The 16,236-nt window shown below is 77.5% G+C and carries 16 protein-coding genes and 1 pseudogene; 8 read left to right on the plus strand and 9 right to left on the minus strand.

Translation table 11 applies throughout. The annotated features are described in order from the left end of the window. Nucleotide 1 precedes the first annotated feature (1 nt). On the minus strand, nucleotides 2-1,261 hold the full coding sequence (locus tag BM048_RS13680; RefSeq protein WP_090033894.1) for a BaiN/RdsA family NAD(P)/FAD-dependent oxidoreductase: 1,260 nt from the start codon (nucleotides 1,259-1,261) through the stop codon (nucleotides 2-4). A 9-nt stretch (nucleotides 1,262-1,270) separates the two neighbouring features. Next, nucleotides 1,271-1,417, minus strand: a complete 147-nt coding sequence (locus BM048_RS17935) for a chromosome partitioning protein (protein ID WP_139224461.1) — start codon at nucleotides 1,415-1,417, stop codon at nucleotides 1,271-1,273. Between the two features lie 144 nt (nucleotides 1,418-1,561). Between BM048_RS17935 and BM048_RS13690 the strand changes: the two genes are divergently transcribed. The 4 genes from BM048_RS13690 to BM048_RS13705 are packed head-to-tail and all read left to right on the plus strand — an operon-like array spanning nucleotide 1,562 to nucleotide 4,615. Further along, entirely contained in the window at nucleotides 1,562-2,524 is a 963-nt protein-coding gene (locus BM048_RS13690) for a universal stress protein (protein WP_175499556.1), read from the plus strand. Between the two features lie 34 nt (nucleotides 2,525-2,558). Further along, on the plus strand, nucleotides 2,559-3,278 hold the full coding sequence (locus tag BM048_RS13695; protein ID WP_090033897.1) for an MSMEG_4193 family putative phosphomutase: 720 nt from the start codon (nucleotides 2,559-2,561) through the stop codon (nucleotides 3,276-3,278). A 9-nt stretch (nucleotides 3,279-3,287) separates the two neighbouring features. Then, a complete protein-coding gene (locus tag BM048_RS13700; protein ID WP_090033899.1) occupies nucleotides 3,288-3,836 on the plus strand; it encodes a DUF3090 domain-containing protein in 549 nt (182 codons plus the stop codon). Continuing rightward, nucleotides 3,833-4,615 carry an SCO1664 family protein gene (locus BM048_RS13705; protein WP_090033900.1) on the plus strand — a complete coding sequence of 261 codons (783 nt, stop codon included), beginning with the start codon at nucleotides 3,833-3,835 and terminating at the stop codon, nucleotides 4,613-4,615. The genes BM048_RS13700 and BM048_RS13705 overlap by 4 nt, the downstream gene beginning before the upstream one ends. Nucleotides 4,616-4,646: 31 nt before the next feature. On the opposite strand, the gene BM048_RS13710 is transcribed toward BM048_RS13705, so the two are convergent. Together BM048_RS13710 and BM048_RS13715 are read right to left on the minus strand one after the other, a co-directional pair. After that, nucleotides 4,647-6,701 (minus strand): vWA domain-containing protein, encoded by a 2,055-nt coding sequence (locus BM048_RS13710; RefSeq protein WP_090033902.1) that lies wholly within the window; start codon nucleotides 6,699-6,701, stop codon nucleotides 4,647-4,649. Nucleotides 6,702-6,712: 11 nt separating this feature from the next. Then, nucleotides 6,713-8,098, minus strand: a complete 1,386-nt coding sequence (locus BM048_RS13715; protein WP_090033904.1) for a magnesium chelatase ATPase subunit I — start codon at nucleotides 8,096-8,098, stop codon at nucleotides 6,713-6,715. Nucleotides 8,099-8,256: 158 nt separating this feature from the next. Here BM048_RS13715 and BM048_RS13720 point away from each other — a divergent pair, with 158 nt between their 5' ends. Then, nucleotides 8,257-9,810 carry a GAF domain-containing protein gene (locus tag BM048_RS13720; protein ID WP_090033905.1) on the plus strand — a complete coding sequence of 518 codons (1,554 nt, stop codon included), beginning with the start codon at nucleotides 8,257-8,259 and terminating at the stop codon, nucleotides 9,808-9,810. A 58-nt stretch (nucleotides 9,811-9,868) separates the two neighbouring features. After that, nucleotides 9,869-10,207, plus strand: coding sequence for an STAS domain-containing protein (locus BM048_RS13725; RefSeq protein WP_090033907.1), 339 nt, complete (start codon nucleotides 9,869-9,871; stop codon nucleotides 10,205-10,207). Between the two features lie 31 nt (nucleotides 10,208-10,238). Here BM048_RS13725 and BM048_RS13730 read toward each other — a convergent pair whose 3' ends face one another. Both BM048_RS13730 and BM048_RS13735 read right to left on the minus strand, forming a co-directional pair. Continuing rightward, nucleotides 10,239-11,066 carry an alpha/beta fold hydrolase gene (locus BM048_RS13730; RefSeq protein WP_090033908.1) on the minus strand — a complete coding sequence of 276 codons (828 nt, stop codon included), beginning with the start codon at nucleotides 11,064-11,066 and terminating at the stop codon, nucleotides 10,239-10,241. A 39-nt stretch (nucleotides 11,067-11,105) separates the two neighbouring features. Further along, entirely contained in the window at nucleotides 11,106-11,528 is a 423-nt protein-coding gene (locus tag BM048_RS13735; RefSeq protein ID WP_239078865.1) for an isoamylase early set domain-containing protein, read from the minus strand. A gap of 110 nt (nucleotides 11,529-11,638) precedes the next feature. Here BM048_RS13735 and BM048_RS13740 point away from each other — a divergent pair, with 110 nt between their 5' ends. Beyond that, entirely contained in the window at nucleotides 11,639-12,952 is a 1,314-nt protein-coding gene (locus BM048_RS13740) for a malectin domain-containing carbohydrate-binding protein (RefSeq protein WP_090033910.1), read from the plus strand. 24 nt (nucleotides 12,953-12,976) lie between these two features. Here BM048_RS13740 and BM048_RS19065 read toward each other — a convergent pair whose 3' ends face one another. Both BM048_RS19065 and BM048_RS19070 read right to left on the minus strand, forming a co-directional pair. Next, a complete protein-coding gene (locus tag BM048_RS19065) occupies nucleotides 12,977-13,558 on the minus strand; it encodes a DUF885 domain-containing protein (RefSeq protein ID WP_203708870.1) in 582 nt (193 codons plus the stop codon). Nucleotides 13,559-13,643: 85 nt separating this feature from the next. Further along, nucleotides 13,644-14,720 (minus strand): annotated as a pseudogene (locus BM048_RS19070) (DUF885 family protein); the annotation flags it as partial. Nucleotides 14,721-14,840: 120 nt separating this feature from the next. On the opposite strand from BM048_RS19070, the gene BM048_RS13750 reads away from it, so the two are divergent. After that, entirely contained in the window at nucleotides 14,841-15,716 is an 876-nt protein-coding gene (locus BM048_RS13750) for a hypothetical protein (protein ID WP_090033912.1), read from the plus strand. Nucleotides 15,717-15,778: 62 nt separating this feature from the next. Here the strand turns inward: BM048_RS13750 and BM048_RS13755 are convergent, their stop codons facing one another. After that, nucleotides 15,779-16,180 (minus strand): MauE/DoxX family redox-associated membrane protein, encoded by a 402-nt coding sequence (locus BM048_RS13755; RefSeq protein ID WP_090033913.1) that lies wholly within the window; start codon nucleotides 16,178-16,180, stop codon nucleotides 15,779-15,781. Nucleotides 16,181-16,236: the final 56 nt, after the last annotated feature.

Raw genomic sequence — 16,236 nt, forward strand, 5'->3', positions numbered from 1 at the left:
GTCAGACGTCGGGTCCGCCAGCCGACGGCTCCGACGTGCCCAGCCACTTCAGGACCCCGCGGGCCGCCGCCACGCCGGTGCTGAAGGACGCCTGCAGGAGGTAGCCGCCCGTCGGCGCCTCCCAGTCGAGCATCTCCCCCGCGACGAAGGTGCCCGGCAGCCGGTGGAGCATGAAGGAGGGGTCGACGTCCGACCACGCCACGCCGCCGGCCGTCGAGATGGCCCGCGCGATCGGCATGGTGCCGGTGACGACCACCGGCACGGCGCGCACGAGCGCGGCGACGGCATCCGGGTCGTCCGGCAGGCGGCCGCCGCCGGCCTCGCGCAGGAGGCCTACGGACACGGGGTCGAGCCCCAGCGCGCGCCGCAGCCAGCTCGAGGCGGAGTCCTTCGGCCGGCGGCGCCGCAGCCGCTCGACGAGCTCGTCCGTCGAGCGGTCGGGGCGCAGGTCCAGCTCGAGGACGCAGCGGCCGTCGGCGTCGAGGGCCTCGCGCACCGCGACCCCGAGGGCGTACAGGGGACCCCCCTCGAGGCCGGCGGCCGTGACCATCGCGTCGCCGCGGACGGCCGGCACCGGGGCACCGCCGACGGGCGGACGCACGGAGACCGCCACGTGCTTCAGCGGCGTGCCCGCGAAGCGCTCCGCGAACACGTCCGACCAGCCGACCCGGACCCCGACGTTCGCCGGCCGCAGCGCTGCGACCTCCACGCCCCGCGCGGCGAGGACCGGCACCCAGCCGCCGTCCGACCCGAGCCGCGGCCAGGACGCACCGCCGAGCGCGAGGACGGTGGCGTCGGCGCGGACCTCGCTCGTCGTGCCGTCCTCGGCCCGGAACCGCAGCGCGCCGTCGTCGCCCCAGCCCTCCCAGCGCTGCCGCCGCTCGAGCCGGACGCCGAGCCCGGCGAGGCGTGCCAGCCACGCGCGGGCCAGCGGCGTCGCGCGGAAGGACGCGGGGAACACCCGGCGGCTCGACCCGACGAACGTCGGCTCGCCGAGGTCGGCGCACCAGGCGCGCAGGTCGTCGGGACCGAAGGCCGCGAGCGCGGGGGCCAGCCGCTCGGCGGACGCGCCGTAGCGCTCGAGCATCCGCCCGACGTCCTCGCTGTGCGTGATGTTGAGGCCGCCGTGGCCCGCCAGCAGGAACTTGCGCGGCACGGACGGCATGCGGTCGTGGACCGTCACCCCGATGCCGGCACCGGCGAGCACCTCGGCGGCGATCAGGCCGGCCGGGCCGCCGCCGACGACAGCGACCCGGGTCATGCGCCCACCCTACGGGCGGGCGGAGCCGTCCTCGTCGAGCGGCTGCAGGCTCGTGTCCTGCGGCTCCTCGGGCGTGCCGTCTGGGTCGGGGTCGACCGCCAGGCTCGGCAGGTCGGGCTGCTGCGGGTCGAAGCTGCGGGGGGCGTCCTCGGTCATCGCCCCACCGTGCCCCCGCCCCGACCACCCCGCCACCGGACGTGCAGGACCTCCGTCCCACCTGGACGCCGTGCGATGTGCCCAGGCTGGAGGAGGCGTTCGACGACGACCCGACGAGCGCCGGCCCCGACGGAGGGAGTCGCGATGCGCACCGACGGTCCGGTCCTGATCGCACTGGCCGGGTCGGCCGGCAGCGCGCAGGTGCTCGCGTGGGGGCTGCGCGAGGCGGAGCTGCGCGGAGCGCCGGCCGTCCTCGTGCGCGCCTACCAGGAGCCGCAGGACATGCCGACCTGGAGCTGGTACCCGCTCGTCGAGGACGCGGGCCTGGGGCGGGCCGCGAAGGAGTACCTCGAGGCGCAGCTCGCCGAGGTGCTCCGCGGGCGTCCGCTCGTGACCGTGTCGACGCACCTCGTGCACGGACCGACCGTGCCCGGGCTGCGCGCGCTGTCCGCGTCGGCGCAGCTGCTCGTCGTCGGGGCCGGGCGTGCGCAGGGAGTCGGCAGGGTCGCCGCCCACCTCGCGGCGCACGCGCGGTGCCCGGTCGCCGTCGTGCGGGACACGGCCTCGGAGACGGCGGCGGCGGCGTCGGCGACCGCGGGTGCAGTGACCGCGGCGTCGGCGACGAGCGCTCCGCCGACGACGACGTCACCGACGACGCGGGCCGCCGGCGCGCCCGTCGTCGTGGGCGTCGACGGGTCTCGCGCGTCGCTGGCGGCCGCCGCGCTCGCGGCGGAGGCCGCGCAGCGGTACGAGGCACCGCTGCTCGTGCTGCACGCCCGCCCCGCGGCCCCGACACCAGGCCGGCTGCCACCGGTCGTCGGGCCGGCCGACGGCGACGCGCCCGCCCGCCGGGCCCTCGCCGACGCGGTGGCGGAGCTGTCCGCCGGCAGGCCGGGGGTGACGATCCGCGCCGAGGTCGTCGACCGGGACCCGGTGCCCGCGCTCGTCGGGCGGGCGGCCGGTGCACGGCTGCTCGTCGTCGGGTCGCGCGGGTTCGGGGCCTTCCGCGGGCTGCTGCTCGGGTCGGTGAGCCACGCGGTCGTGCGCGACGCGCCGGGGACGGTCCTCGTCGTGCACGCCGACGAGGACGAGGAACGCGAGGCCTGAGGCCCCGCCGGACGGCGGGCCGTAGGGTCGCGGGGTGGCCACCGTCCTCCTCGTCCGGCACGGACGCACCACCGCCAACGTCGACGGGGTGCTCGCCGGCCGGACCGCCGGGGTCCTCCTCGACGCCACCGGCACGACGCAGGCGGAGCGGACGGGCGAGCGGCTCGCGCCCGTGCCGCTGGCCCGCGTCGTCACCAGCCCGCTCGAGCGCTGCCGGCAGACCGCCGACGCCCTGCTCGCGCGGCAGGGCGGCACGCCCGAGGTCGTGGTCGACGAGGACCTCACGGAGTGCGGCTACGGCACGTGGCAGGGCCGGCTGCTCAAGGACCTCGCGCAGGAGCCGCTGTGGTCGGCGGTCCAGTCGCAGCCGTCCGCCGTGGTGTTCCCCGACGGGGAGGCGATGGCGGCGATGCAGGCCCGGGCGGTGGCGGCCGTGCGCCGGCACGACGCCGCGGTGGAGGCCGCGCACGGGCCGGCGGCCGTGTGGGCCGCGGTGAGCCACGGCGACGTCATCAAGGCCGTCCTCGCCGACGCCCTCGGCATGCACCTGGACCTGTTCCAGCGCATCGCCGTCGGCCCGGCGTCGGTGTCGGTCGTCCGCTACGGCACGGGCCGCCGGGAGGTCGTCAGCACCAACACGGACGGGGGCGACCTGTCCTGGCTGGCGGCCCCGGCACCCGTCGCGGACGCACCTGTGGGCGGCGGCGCGGGCCCGGCCGCCCCCGGGGACGACGGCGGCGCCCCCCGCTCCTAGAGTGGCCCCATGCCGACCCTCGTCCACGAGTTCGACTGGCCCGACCGCGTCGTCGTCGGGACCGTCGGGCGCCCCGGGTCCCGCACCTTCTACCTGCAGGTCCGCAGCGGTCCGCGGATCGCCAGCGTGGCGCTGGAGAAGGAGCAGTCCGCCCTGCTGGCGGAGAAGCTCGACGAGCTGCTCGACCAGCTCATGGCCGACGAGGGCAACCGCCACAGCGTCCCGTCCGGCACCCCGGCGGAGCTCCTCGACGACGAGCCGCTCGACCAGCCGGTGGAGGAGGACTTCCGCACGGGCGCGATGCGCCTGAGCTTCGACCCCCGCACGGCCCAGGTGGTGCTGGAGGCGTTCCCGGTCGTCGGCGGCTCCGACGACGAGGAGGAGACCGAGCTCCCCGAGCCGAGCGAGGTCCTCCTCGTGCGGATCCCGGTGGGGACGGCGCGCGCGTTCGCCGACCGCACCCGGCGTGTCGTCCGCGCGGGCCGGCCGCCGTGCCCCCGCTGCGGCCGGCCGGTGGACGAGGACGGGCACGACTGCGCGGCTCCCGACGGCCCGTGACGCTCGACGTCCCCCCCGACGCCGACCTCGACCACGGGGAGCTGGAGCTCCTCGGGCGGATCACCGTCGCGTCGAACGCGACCTTCCTCGGCCGGGTCGACGGGGTCGCCGTCGTCTACAAGCCGGTCTCCGGCGAGCGGCCGCTGTGGGACTTCCCCGACGGGACGCTCGCGCAGCGCGAGGTCGCGGCGCACCTCGTCTCCGAGGCCACGGGCTGGGGCGTCGTCCCGCTGACCTGGCTGCGCGACGGGCCGCACGGGCCCGGCATGGTGCAGCTCTGGCAGGAGCAGGACCCGGCGCAGGACCCCGTGGACGTCGTCCCGGTCGAGGCCGTCCCGGCCGAGGGCTGGCGGACCGTCATGGAGGGGACCGACGAGGACGACCGCGCGGTGGCCGTCGTCCACGAGGACTCCCCGGCGATGCGCCGGATGGCCGTCCTCGACGTGGTGCTCAACAACGCCGACCGCAAGGGCGGGCACGTCCTGCCCATGGCCGACGGCCGGCGCCTCGGCGTGGACCACGGCGTCACGCTGCACGAGGGGCACAAGCTGCGCACGGTGCTGTGGGGCTGGGTCGGCGAGCGCCTCGACGACGAGGAGCTGGCGGGCGTCGAGCGCGTCCGGGCCGCGCTCGACGACGACCTCGGCCTGCGGCTCGCGGAGCTGCTCACGGGGCGCGAGCTGACGGCGCTCGTCGGCCGGTGCGACCGGCTGCTGCGGGTCGGCCGCTTCCCGCGGCCGCGCGGCGACATGCCCGCCGTCCCCTGGCCGCTGTTCTGACGCCCCTCCCCTCGTCCCGGCCGGTCCGGCTCTAGCGGGACCAGCGGCCGCCACGTCCGCGCAGCGCGTCGTCGGGGCCGTCGCCGCGTCCGCCGCGCCCGTCCTCGGACCGGGAGCCGAGGTAGGAGCCGATGACCGCCGCGCCGAGGTCCTCCGCGCGCGGCGCGACGACGGTGCCGCCGACCCGGCGGGCGATGCCGTCGACGAAGCGGGCCAGCCCCGGGTCGTCACCGAGCCGGAACACGGTCGTGCGGGCGCCGAGGCGGGCCGCGGCGTCCAGCTCGTGCACCGCCAGGGCGATGGTCCGCGGGTCCGGGGGGTACTGGAAGACCGCCTCGCCGTCGGGCTGCAGGTGCGCCGTGGGCTCCCCGTCCGTCACGACGAGCAGGACCGGGCGGGCGTCCGGGTGCCGGCGGAAGTGCCGGTTGGCCAGCAGCAGCGCGTGGTGCAGGTTCGTGCCCTGCTCCCACTGCGCGTCGAGCCCGACGAGGGCCTCCACGGGCATGACCGCCGCGGTGCGGCCGAACCCGACGAGCTGCAGCGCGTCGCCGCGGAACCGGCTCGACACGAGCGTGTGCAGCGCCAGGGCGGTGCGCTTCATCGGCACCCAGCGGCCCTCCATCGCCATGGAGAACGACGTGTCGACCAGCAGCGCCACGCACGCCCGCGTCCGGGCCTCGGTCTCCTGCACCTCCACGTCGCGCACGTCGATCCGCAGGCGACCGTCCGCCGGCCCGCCCTCGCCGGCCCGGCGCAGCACGGCGTTGGTCAGCGTCCGCGTGACGTCCCACGGCTCGGTGTCGCCGAAGGCCCACTCCCGCGTCGACCCGGACCGCTCCCCCGCGGCTCCCGCCCGGTCGAGGTCGTGGGCACCGGCGCGCGCCGACAGCGTCCCCGTCAGGTCCCGGAGGATGCCCTTGCCCAGCAGGCGCATGGCCTTCGGCGACAGCGCCAGCCGGCCGTCGGCGCCGCGGCGCAGCGCCCCCGACGAGCGCAGGGCCTCCTCGAGGCGCTGCAGGGCGCGCGCGTCGACCGCGACGTCGGGGCCCAGCTGGCGCGCCAGCGTCTCCAGGTCCAGGTCGTCCAGGCTCGCCCCGGGGTGGGCCTGCGCGAGCTGCTCGGCCAGCGCGTCGAGGTCCGCGAGGTCCGACAGCACGCCGACGCCCTCGCCCAGGCCGACGCCCTCGTCGCCGTCGAGCCGCTCCGACCCCGACCAGTCCTCGCCCGGTCGCAGGGACCGCAGCGTGCCGTCCAGGCGCGCGAGCCGCTCGGCCAGGCCCGGGGAGCCGAACGCGCCCTGCGCCAGCGCGTCGAGCTCGCGGCGCTGCTCCCGCGTGAGCGAGTTGCGCAGCCGCCCGGCCGCGGCGGCGCGCTGCGCGAGGGTGTCGAGCAGCTCGTCGACGGACCCGGGACGCTCCGGGAAGTGCTCCCCGTGCCGGTCGAGGAACCTCTCCAGCGCCCCGGTCGTGTCCTCGCCGCGCGCGTGGGCCGCCAGCAGGTCGTCGAGGTCGTCGAGCATCTGCTCGAGGTCGGCGCGGTCGGCGTCCGTCGCGCCCTCGAGGGCCTGCTTCATGCCGGCGAAGCGCTGGTCGAGCATCTCGCGGCCGAGCAGGTCGGCGATCCGCTCGTACTCCGCCCGCGCCTCGGCGCTGCGCCACGGGTAGGACGCCAGCTCCCGGACCGCGCCGGCGGGCGACGGCGGCAGCGCGTCGAGCTGCATCTGTGCCAGCGCCCGGTCGCCCTCGTCCATGTCGACGTCGCGGGCGAGCTGCCCGCGCTCGGCGCGCAGGGCCCGTTCGAGGATCTGCCGGACCTCCTCCAGCGTGCCGTCCAGGCGGTGCCGCCCGACCAGCTCGCGGCGGCGCTCGGCCACCCGCCGGGCGAGGTCGTCCAGGCCCGGCCCGTCACCGGCGCCCCGCCGCAGCAGCTCGCGCAGCGCCCCCTCGGCGGACGACCCCGCCATGACGTCCTCGCCGATCGCGTCGAGGGCGGCGCGCAGGTCCACGGGCGGTGCCAGCGGGTCCGGGCCGTCGGTGTACGGCCGGTACCGCGAGAACCGCGTCAGCCGCCGGTTCGCCCGCACCATGTCAACCCGCCCTACCCGTAGACCGTCTCGCCGTCACCGGTCTCCTTGCTGATCCGGCGCGACAGGTACAGCCCCTCGAGGGCCAGCTCGACCGCCCCGGCGCGACGCCCCGGGGTGTCGCCGCCCAGGCGGTCGGCGATCTCGTCGTACAGCGGGAGCTCCCCGAGGTCGGGCAGACCGGCCAGGAACGCCGCGGCCGCGACCTGCTCGCCCGTGCTCACCAGGGCGCCACCCGTGATGGCGGCGACGAGGGGCGTCAGGTCCAGGCCGCGCAGGTGCTCGCGGACCGTCTCGGCCGTCGCCATCCGGAGGAGGTGGTCGAGCACCTCGTCCTCGCGACCCTCCTCGCCCTGCTCGAACTCGATCTTGCCGCCGAGCACCTCCACGGCGGTCTCGAGGTCGACGGGCCGGGCCACGGCCTCGTCCTCGCCCTGCCGGGCCGCCCGGTGCAGCGCGGCCGCGGCCACGGTCTCGGCGCCGGCGATCGCGAACCGCGCGCTGACGCCGCTGCGCTGGTCGACCGCGCTGGACTCGCGCAGCGCCCGGGTGAACCGGGCCAGGACCTCGAGCAGGTGGTCGGGCACGTCGGCGACGAGGGTCGCCTCCTGCCGGACCACCGCGACCTCGTCGGCCAGCGAGAGGGGGTAGTGCGTGCGGATCTCCGCGCCGAACCGGTCCTTCAGCGGCGTGATGATGCGCCCGCGGTTGGTGTAGTCCTCGGGGTTCGCGCTCGCGACGACGAGGACGTCGAGGGGCAGGCGCAGCACGTAGCCGCGGACCTGCACGTCGCGCTCCTCCATGACGTTGAGCATCGCGACCTGGATGCGCTCGGCGAGGTCGGGGAGCTCGTTGATGGCGACGATGCCGCGGTGGCTGCGCGGGACGAGGCCGAAGTGGATCGTCTCCGGGTCGCCCAGCGTGCGGCCCTCGGCGACCTTGACGGGGTCCACGTCGCCGATCAGGTCGGCCACCGAGGTGTCCGGCGTCGCCAGCTTCTCCACGTACCGCTCCTCGCGGTGCCGCCACGTGATGGGCAGGTCGTCGCCGAGCTCGTCGGCGCGGCGCCGGCTCGCCGCCGTGATGGGGTCGAACGGGTGCTCGCCGATCTCGGAGCCCTCGATCACCGGCGACCACTCGTCGAGCAGCCCGACGAGCGTGCGCAGCAGCCGGGTCTTGCCCTGCCCCCGCTCGCCGAGGAGCACCACGTCGTGCCCCGCGAGCAGGGCGCGCTCGAGCTGGGGGACGACGGTGTGCTCGAAGCCGTGGATGCCCGGCCAGGGGTCCCGCCCCTCGCGCAGCGCAGCCAGGAGGTTCTCGCGGAGCTCGGCCCGGACCGTGCGCAGCTCGTGGCCCGAGGCCCGCAGCTCGCCGACGGTCGTCGCAGGGGGACGCATCATCGCGACGAGCCTAACCCCGGGTCCACGGCGTGCGCCGACGCCAGGTCGACGACGGTGCCGCCGATCCCTCAGCGACGCCGATCCCCGGACGATCGGGACCGCGACGACCACGCCGCGTCCCGAGCGCTGCGCGACCCCACGTCGACGAGAGGTTCGCCATGTTCCTGCGCCGCACGCCGGCCGCGCCCGCCGCCGCCCTGCCGTTCCCGCGCGACGTCGAGGCCCTCGAGCAGGCCCTGCTGGCCTTCGACGACGGGGTGCGCGACGCGCAGGACGCCCGCGTGAAGCTCACCGACGCGATGGTCCGCACCCTCGGCCTGGCGTACGGGGCCCGGTGGGTGCCGGCCCGGGACGGGTCGCTGACCCTCGCGTACGAGACCGGACGGCTGACCTCGGTGCTCGGCGCCGGGGCGGGCGCGACGTCCGCCGACGGCGGCATCCTCCAGCGCGCCGCGCGGGGGCGGCGCCCCGTGCTCGTCCGGGCGGACGAGGCCGCCGACCGCGGGGCCTGCCCCCGGTGGGCCGCGGCCGCCGCCGCCGGCATGGTGGCGGGCGCGGCCGTGCCCATGATGGACGAGGGCGACGTCGTCGGCGTCATGGAGTTCTACGGCGAGGACCCGCTGCCGCGCTTCGCGGACGACAAGTGGTCGGCGATCAGCCGGATCGCGACGCTGGCCCGGCGGCAGGCGCTCGCGGCCTCCGAGATGCAGGAGACCCTGGCCGACCGCGAGGCGGTGACCACGGTCGTCGGCCAGGTCAGCGCGGCGACCGACGAGGCGTCGGCCGTGCGTGCGGCGCTGGAGTCCGTCCGCACCGCCTTCGGGTGGGCCTACGGCTCGTTCTGGGCGCTGGACCCGGAGGCGGCCGTCCTGCGCTTCGCCCTGGAGTCGGGGACCGCCGGCGCGGAGTTCCGCCGCGTGACCGAGCAGGCCTCCTTCGCGGAGGGCGTCGGCCTGTCCGGCCGGGCGTGGCGTGCGCGGGACCTGGTGTTCGTCCCGGACCTGGCCGACGTCTCCGACTGCGTGCGGGCGCCGGCCGCCCGGCGGGCCGGGGTGCGCTCGGGGGTCTGCTTCCCCATCACCGACGGCGACGTCGTCGTGGGGACCATGGACTTCTTCACGACGGAGTCCATCGCGCTGTCCGCGTCGCGCACGGCGGCGCTGCGCAACGTCGCCCAGCTCGTGTCGCAGCGCCTGTCGGTGCTGCGGCGGTCCTCGGCCGACGCCCGCAACGCGGAGGTGCTGCTGCAGACGGTGTCGCAGCTGCGCGCGGCGGCCCGCGACGCCGGGACGGTCGCGCAGGAGGCCGTCGGGCGCAGCGCGGCCATGCGCACCGAGGTCGAGGCCCTCGGGGCCGCCTCCGCGGCGATCGGCGACGTCATCAAGGTCATCACCACCATCGCCGCCCAGACGAACCTGCTCGCCCTCAACGCGACGATCGAGGCGGCCCGGGCCGGCGACGTCGGGCGCGGGTTCGCCGTCGTCGCGGGCGAGGTGAAGGCGCTGGCCAGCGAGACCGCGGCCGCCACCCAGCGCGTCGCCGCCCAGATCGCGGGCATCCAGGGCAGCAGCCGGGCCGTCGCGGCGGGCATCCACGCGACGAGCGAGATCGTCGGGCAGCTCGACACCGTGCAGGCGCGCATCACCGAGGTGCTCGAGGAGCAGGCCCGCATGGCCACCGTCTTCCGGCAGGACGGCGCGGCCGCCCGCTGAGGGACCGGCCGCCCCGGCTGGCGCTGCCGATCCCGGGCCCGTGCCGCACCATGGCGTGATGGGCCACGACGACGCGGCAGCCGCGACCGAGGAGGGGACGATCAGCGTGTCCTTCTTCGAGGGCCACGCCTACGTCGTCATGCGCGGGGCCGTCGACGTGGAGACGGTCCTGCGGCACGCGACGATCCCGCCCATCGTCGCCCGCGACGGCACGAGCGCCAGCGTCGACCTGCGCGGGCTGACGTTCATCGACTCCTCGGGCCTGTCGTTCCTCATCCGGCTGGCCCGGCCCTTCCTGCCGCGTCGCCTGCGGCTGGAGCACCACCGGCACACCGAGCTGGGGACGCTCGTGTCGATGATGGCGCTCGAGGAGCTGTTCGAGCTCGTCGACGACTGAGGACGAGGACGACCGGCTCGACCGTCACGCGCTACCGCGCGCCGGCGAGCTCGACGACGGCCGCGGCCACGGCCGCGGGGTGGCCCTCCGGGACCCAGTGGCCACCGGGCACCCGCACCGAGCGGAACGGCGCGCGCACGAACCGGGCGGTCGCCACCACGCCGGCGGGCGCGAAGAACGGGTCGTCCTCGCCGTACAGGTACGTCGTCGGCACGCGCGTCGGTCCCCCGCCGCCGCCACCGGGCAGCGGCAGCGCGCGGTACCAGGCCAGCGCGGCGGTGAGGGCGCCCGGCTCCCGCATCCGCGCGACGTAGCGGTCGGCGCGCGCGGGCTCCAGGCCCGACGCGACGAGCGCGCGCCGCAGCCGCGCGCCGTCGTGCGCGAGGAGCGCCCGCTCGGGCAGGGCGGGCACCTGGAACGCGGCCATGTACGACGAGCGCAGCGCCTGGGTGCTGCGCGTCAGCGCCGCGACCATCGCCGCGGGGTGCGGGGTCGACAGCGCCACGAGGCCGCGCACGCGTGCGGGGTGCCGCCCCGCCAGGTCCCAGGCGACGGCGCCGCCCCAGTCGTGCCCGGCGACGACGGCCCGGTCCACGCCCGCCGCGTCGAGCAGCGCCACGACGTCGCCGACGAGGCGGTCGAGCCGGTACGGCGCCCGCCCCCGCGGCCGCGCGCCCGGGGAGTACCCGCGCTGGTCGGGCGCGAGCACGCGCAGCCCGTGCCCGACCAGGAGCGGCACGACCGCGTCGTACGCCGAGCCGTCCTGCGGGAACCCGTGCAGCAGCACGACCGCCGCGCCCGCGGGGTCGCCCGCGTCCCGCACCCGGAAGGTCAGCCCGTCGTGCGCGTAGCCGTCCACCCGAGCAGCGTGCCCCCGGCCCGGGCCGCGCACCAGCGGTCAGACGTGGACGACGCTCCCGTCGGCGGTCACCACGTCGGCGGCGTGGTCGTCGAACCAGCGCCCGTGCTCCGCGAGGTAGCGGAACCGGACCGTCGTGCCGCCGGGGACGACGACGGACGCGCTCGCCGTGCCGTTCGACCGGCGCTTGAGCACGTGCTGCCCCGGCGTCCAGTCGTTGAAGGTGCCGACGACGCTGACGGCCCCGGTCACCTCCTCCGCGGGGAGGGCGAACGTCAGGGTGCACGTGCCGGCCTGGCGGGAGCGGGTCTGCTTGATCACTGCGGGTCCTTCGACGGTCCTGTCGTCGCCGCGCCGGTCGGCGGCGGCCAGCGAGAGGGTGCCCGACGAGCGGCGCCCCGGGCGGGCGGCGCGCCGGGCGACGGCGCCGGACGCGGCGAGGATCACACCTGTACCCGTCACCCGACCGGGCGTACGGCCCGTTCACGCGACCGTGTGAACCGTGCGCCGTCCGCCCTGCTCGGGGGCGCGGGTCCCTCAAGGGCACCACCCGGTCGCGCCGACATGGTGGCATGGCCACCCGACGCTCCCTGACGACCTTGCTCACCGGCGCCGCCCTCGGTACCGCCACCCTGCTGACCGCCGTCCTCGGAGCCGCCCCCGCGACCGCCGCCGCCGCGCTGCCGGCGGTGCCCGCCGCGACCGCCTCGGACACGGCCGCCGGCACGACGACCGCCGTGCGCGTGCGGGCGGGGTCCGACCAGGCGTACACGGACACCGCGGGCCGCCGGTGGGACCCCGAGCGCGGCACGGTCGGGGGCCGCTGGACGTCGGTCACCCCGGGGCCGGTCGCCGGGACGGACGACGACGCCCTCTACCAGCGCCTGCGGGCGGGCCTGGGGTCGTGGTCGCTGGCGCTGCCGACGGGCGGCGTCTACCGGGTCACGCTGCACCTGCAGGAGAACTGGTACGCCACCGCCGGGTCCCGGGTGTTCTCCGTGGCGGCCGAGGGGACGCCGTTCGTCACCGACCTCGACCTCGTCGCCACCGCCGGGGCGCGGACGGCGCACACCGTCAGCCGCACGGTGCTCGTCGAGGACGGCCGGCTCGACCTGGGGTTCACCGCGCGCAAGGGGGAGGCGACCGTCTCGGCGGTCGAGGCGGTGCTCGTGCGTCCGACGCCGGCGCCCGTCCGCGTGACCGCCGGGCAGAGCACGCCCTTCGTCGACGGCGCGGGCCGCACGTGGGAGGCCGAGCGCGGCACCGTGGGCGGGCGCTGGACGACGAGCGCCGACCGCCCGGTCGCCGGCACGACCGACGACGTCCTCTACTCGCGCCTGCGCATCGGCCTGTCCGCGCTGCGCCTGCCGGTGGGCGAGGCCGGGACCTACCGCGTCACCCTGCACATGCTCGAGAACTGGTACGACGCCCCGGGCCGGCGCGTCTTCTCGGTCGCGGCGGAGGGTGCGCCCGTCGTGCAGGACCTCGACCTCGTCGCCGCGGTCGGCAAGGACACCGCCTACAGCGTCACGCGGGACGTGCCGGTCACGGACGGCGAGCTGACCGTCGCCTTCACGGCGACGAAGGACCTGGCCACGCTCTCGGCGGTCGAGGTGCAGCTCCTGCTCGACCCCACGACCGCGGTCGCGCCCGTGCCCGGCCCGGCGCCGACGCCCAGCCCGACCGCGACCGCGAGCCCGACCCCCAGCCCGACCCTCAGCCCGACCCCGGCGCCCACCGTCGCGCCGACCGTCGCGCCCACGGCGTCGCCCAAGCCCACGCCGACGCCCACGCCCACCCCGACGCCCACCCCGACGCCCACGCCCACGCCCACGCCCACCGTCGCGCCTGCGGACCCGTCCCCCTGGTCCTGCGTCGCGCCCTGACGCAGCCGGCGCGGCCGGCCGTCGTCACAGCCGGGCGAGCTCGCCCTCCAGGTCGTCGAGGCCCAGGGACCCCAGCCCGAGCGCGGCCGTGTGCCACGCGCGCAGGTCGAGGTCCCGGCCCTCGGCGGCGTGGCGCGCGCGGGCCGCGTCGCGGCCCCGCAGCCAGGCGCGCTCGCCGAGCTTGTAGCTGATGGCCTGCCCCGGCCAGCCGAGGTAGCGCGTCACCTCGCTGTCGACGAAGGCCGCCGGGGAGCCGCTCCGGGCGCCGAAGAACGCGCGTCCGAGCTCCGGCGTCCAGGTCGCGCCCGCGTGCCCGGTCCCCGCGGGCAGGCGCAGCCCGAGGTGCATGCCGATGTCCACCACGACGCGCACGGCCCGCATGCGCTGCCCGTCGAGGTAGCCGAGCCGCTCCCCCGGCGTCCGCAGGTGGCCGAGCTCGTCCATGAGCCGCTCGGCGTACAGGGCCCACCCCTCGGTCGTCGCCGACACCGACCCGATGCTCACCTGGTAGCGCGAGAGCTGCGCCGCCCGGTGCGCCCAGGCGCCGAGCTGCAGGTGGTGCCCCGGGACGCCCTCGTGGTACCAGGTGCTCACCAGGTCCCACACGGGGAACCGGGTGCGGCCGAGGGGGCAGCCACGTGCGCCCCGGCCGGCTGAAGTCGAGCGACGGGCGGGTGTAGTACGGCGCGGCGGCGGCGCCGGGCGGCGCGATCATCGCCTCCGCGTGCCGCACCGGCCCGGGCACGTCCACGACGGTGCCGTCGAGCTCGGCGACCGCGCGGTCCATGAGCCCCTGCAGGTACCGCCGGACCTCCTCGACGCCCTCGACGGCCTCCCCCTCGGCCTCGAGCAGGGCCAGTGCCTCGGGCACGCCCGCTCCCGGGCGCACGCGGCCGGCCTCCGCGGCCATCTCGGCCTCGATGCGCGCCAGCTCCTCCCAGCCCCAGGCGTAGGCCTCCTCGAGGTCCACGTCGGCGCCCAGGTGCAGACGCGCGGACAGCCGGTACCGGTCCGCGCCCACGCCGTCCGGGACGCCCGCCGCCCGCGGCGCGTAGTGCTCGGCCAGCCAGGTGCGCAGCCCGGCCACCGCGTCCGTCGCCGCGTCGGCACCGGCGCGCAGGTCGTCGGCCAGCGCCGGCGGCGCCCCGTCGACGAGCTCGTGGTACCAGCCCGGGGACCCCGCCGTCGGCAGCCAGGCCCCGAGCTGGTCGACGACGGCGGCCACCTGGCGCGGCGCGCTCACGTGCCCGGAGGCCAGCCCGTGCGCGAGGGCGTCACGGACCGACCCCGCGGCGGCGCGCACGTGCCCCAGCCGGCCGGCCACCGCCGCCCAGTCCTCCTCCGTGGTCCGGGGCATGAGCAGGAAGATGCCCTGCAGCACCTGCACGGGCGACCCGATCGGCCGCAGCGCCACGAGGTCCTCGCCGGCCTCGTGCACCGCGAGCTGCGCGGTGAGCCGCTCGCGCAGCAGCGCGGCGCACCGGCGGTCGTCGTCGTCGCGGACGGCGGCCCCCTCGAGCTCGGCCAGGGCCGCCCGCGCCGCCGCCGCGCGCTCCGCGAGCCCGGCGGCGGACAGGTCCGGCATCCGGTCGTCCCCGGGGCGGATCCCCAGCCCGGTGCCGACCGCCGGGTCGAGGTCGGCGAGCCGCTCGACCCAGCGGTCGGCGACCTCCCGGGCGGTGGGGGCGTCGGACGGGGTGCTCGTCGTCGGCGGGGTCGTCGGCGGGGTCGTCGGCGGGGTCGTCGGCGCGGTCGTCGGCGGGGTCATCCTCGCGACCCTACGGGCGTGTCGTCGCAGGGCGCACGGCGACGAGGCCGCGCCCGCGCGCGGGTCGACCGGAGGTGAGCCGACCGGGCGGACGTGGGTGGGGCGGGTGAGGATGGCCCGGTGGGGCCCGCCGTCGAGACGTACCGCTTCCTCCGCCTCGGCGTCGCAGGCCTGGTCCTGCTCCTGCTGCTCGCGCTCGTGCTGCTGCGGGTGACGGGCGCGGGCGCTCACGGCGGCACGGTCGTCCTCGACTCCATCAGCGCCGCCTACTGGACGCCCGTCCGGGACGTCCTGGTCGGCGTGCTCGTCGCCACCGGGACGGCGCTGCTGGCCATCCGGGGACGGCGCGGCACGGAGGACGGGCTGCTCAACCTGGCCGGTCTTCTGGCGCCCGTCGTCGGGCTGGCGCCGACCCCGCTGGCCGCCGACGACCCCCGCTGCGCGGGCCGCCGGTGCCTCCCGCCGGGCGCCGCGGAGGCCGTCGGCGTGCAGGTCGCGGCGCTGCTCGTCGTCGGCACGGTCCTGCTGGTCGTCACGGCGCTCGTGCAGCGCCGACGGCGGGGCTCGCCGGGACGCACGCAGGAGCTGCGCTGGACGGCGGTCGCCGCGCTCGTCTGGGCCGCCCTGACGGTCTGGTTCGTGCTGGGCCGGCCCTCGTTCCTGCTCCTCGCGCACTGGGTGGCCGCGGTCGCGCTGTTCGGCCTCGTCGCCGGAGTCGCGGCGCTCAACGCGCGCGCCGTCCGCACCCGCGTCTCGGTGCGCGCCCTGCGTCCCGGGCAGTACGCGGGTGCCTACGCCGCCATCGCGGTCGGGATGGCCGGCACGGTGGTGGCCGCGGCCCTGCTCGCAGGGGCGCAGGCGGTGGGACTGGTCGACCCCCCGCGCGGCACGGTGCTCGTCGTCGAGCTCGTGCTGCTGCTGCTCTTCGCCGCGTTCTGGGTGCTGCAGACGGCCGAGAACTGGGAGGAGGGCGTCCCGCCGGGTGCGGCCGGCTGACGCCCTCCTCCTCGCGCCCGCCGGGCGCGGGCCCTTCGTCGCGCTCTCTCGGGCGCGGTCCCTCAGTCGCGGTCGAGCAGCAGGTTGGCCGCGATGCCGACGAGGAACACGTCCTTCGCCACGCCGATGCCGTCGGGGCTCGGCCGCAGGTCGTACCCCTCGCCGTGCAGAGCCGGCGTCCGGGCGTACATGCCGACGAGGCCGCCGGAGAAGGCACCGAGGGCCAGCGCGGCCAGCTTCGTCGGCACCGCGGGGAGCAGCAGGGCCGCCCCCAGCGCGATCTCGGCGGCGGACAGGGCCCGCAGGAACGTGCGCGGCTCGACGTCCTCGAGGAACGGGTAGGCGTTGGCCGCCATCGCGTGCAGCGCCTGGGCCGTGCCCTCGTCGCCGCCGCGCTTGGACAGCCCGGAGTTGAGGATGTACGCACCGGCGGCGAGGCGGGGCGGGACGTGGCGGAGCTTCACGGGTCCTCCTGGGAGACGACGACGGGTGTCCCCGGCACGGTACGGCCTGCCCGCCC

The organism is Cellulomonas marina (genome assembly GCF_900111925.1).
Classification (GTDB): domain Bacteria; phylum Actinomycetota; class Actinomycetes; order Actinomycetales; family Cellulomonadaceae; genus Cellulomonas; species Cellulomonas marina.

What these genes read in the sequence shown, in the direction of transcription:
- BM048_RS13680 (WP_090033894.1), bottom strand. Translation starts at nt 1,261, where the DNA reads ATGACCCGGGTCGCTGTCGTCGGCGGCGGCCCGGCCGGCCTGATCGCC.
- BM048_RS17935 (WP_139224461.1), bottom strand. Translation starts at nt 1,417, where the DNA reads ATGACCGAGGACGCCCCCCGCAGCTTCGACCCGCAGCAGCCCGACCTG.
- BM048_RS13690 (WP_175499556.1), top strand. Translation starts at nt 1,562, where the DNA reads ATGCGCACCGACGGTCCGGTCCTGATCGCACTGGCCGGGTCGGCCGGC.
- BM048_RS13700 (WP_090033899.1), top strand. Translation starts at nt 3,288, where the DNA reads ATGCCGACCCTCGTCCACGAGTTCGACTGGCCCGACCGCGTCGTCGTC.
- BM048_RS13710 (WP_090033902.1), bottom strand. Translation starts at nt 6,701, where the DNA reads ATGGTGCGGGCGAACCGGCGGCTGACGCGGTTCTCGCGGTACCGGCCG.
- BM048_RS13715 (WP_090033904.1), bottom strand. Translation starts at nt 8,098, where the DNA reads ATGATGCGTCCCCCTGCGACGACCGTCGGCGAGCTGCGGGCCTCGGGC.
- BM048_RS13720 (WP_090033905.1), top strand. Translation starts at nt 8,257, where the DNA reads ATGTTCCTGCGCCGCACGCCGGCCGCGCCCGCCGCCGCCCTGCCGTTC.
- BM048_RS13725 (WP_090033907.1), top strand. Translation starts at nt 9,869, where the DNA reads ATGGGCCACGACGACGCGGCAGCCGCGACCGAGGAGGGGACGATCAGC.
- BM048_RS13740 (WP_090033910.1), top strand. Translation starts at nt 11,639, where the DNA reads ATGGCCACCCGACGCTCCCTGACGACCTTGCTCACCGGCGCCGCCCTC.